1 protein-coding gene is annotated in these 988 nt (G+C 68.1%); it reads left to right on the forward strand.

Features of this window, described 5'->3' with window-relative positions:
• A partial coding sequence (gene cobT, locus EN984_RS35920) for a nicotinate-nucleotide--dimethylbenzimidazole phosphoribosyltransferase (RefSeq protein WP_127384421.1) occupies window positions 1–946 on the forward strand: 946 nt, incomplete at its 5' end.
• Window positions 947–988 lie beyond the last annotated feature (42 nt).

The following is a 988-nucleotide window of genomic DNA, read 5'->3' on the forward strand; positions in this document are numbered from 1 at the left end:
CGCGGCCAATGCGGTCGCCCGCCGCCAGGACACGCTGACCAAGCCGCAAGGCAGCCTCGGCCGGCTGGAGACCATCGCCGCCTGGCTGGCGCGCTGGCAGGGCCGCGACATGCCGAAACTCGACCGCGTCAAGGTTTTCGTATTCGCCGGCAACCATGGCGTCACCGCGCAAGGCGTGTCGGCCTATCCCTCGGAAGTCACCGTGCAGATGGTGGCGAATTTCGCCGGCGGCGGCGCCGCCATCAACCAGCTTGCCCGCATGGCCGGCGCCGAACTCGATGTCATCCCACTCGATCTCGACCATCCGACTGGCGACTTCACCCAAGTGCCGGCGATGGACGACAAGGCATTTCTCGCGGCTGTCTCCGCCGGGTATGACGCCGTGACAAACGACCTCGACCTGATCTGCTTCGGCGAAATGGGCATCGGCAACACCACGCCGGCCGCCGCCATTTCGGCTGCCCTGTTCGGCGGTGGTGCTGAAAAATGGACCGGACGCGGCACCGGCGTCGACGACGCCGGCCTCAAGCGCAAGGTGGTCGCCATCGAAGCCGGGCTGAAGCGTCACGCCGCCGCCCTTGCTGACCCGCTCGCTCTCGCTGCCGCGCTTGGCGGCCGCGAACTCGCCGCCATCTTCGGCGCCACGCTGGCCGCCCGCCATCTGGGCATCCCCGTGCTGCTCGACGGCTTCGTCTGCACCGCCGCCGCAGCCCCACTGGCAAAGATGCACCCAACCGGCCTCGCCCACACAATCGCCGCTCACGTTTCGGCCGAATCGGGCCATCGCGGCCTGCTCGAAGCCCTCGGCCTGCCGCCGCTGCTCGATCTCGGCATGCGGCTCGGCGAAGGCTCCGGCGCCTGCCTCGCCGTCAACATCGTCCGCTCGGCGCTGGAGTGCCATGCCCGCATGGCGAGTTTTGCCGAGGCTGGCGTTTCGGAGAAGTAGTTATCCATTCCCCGTATCGGCCGTCATCGTCACGACAAAAGA

It is taken from the genome of Mesorhizobium sp. M7A.F.Ca.CA.004.12.1.1 (genome assembly GCF_003997835.1).
GTDB lineage: Bacteria > Pseudomonadota > Alphaproteobacteria > Rhizobiales > Rhizobiaceae > Mesorhizobium.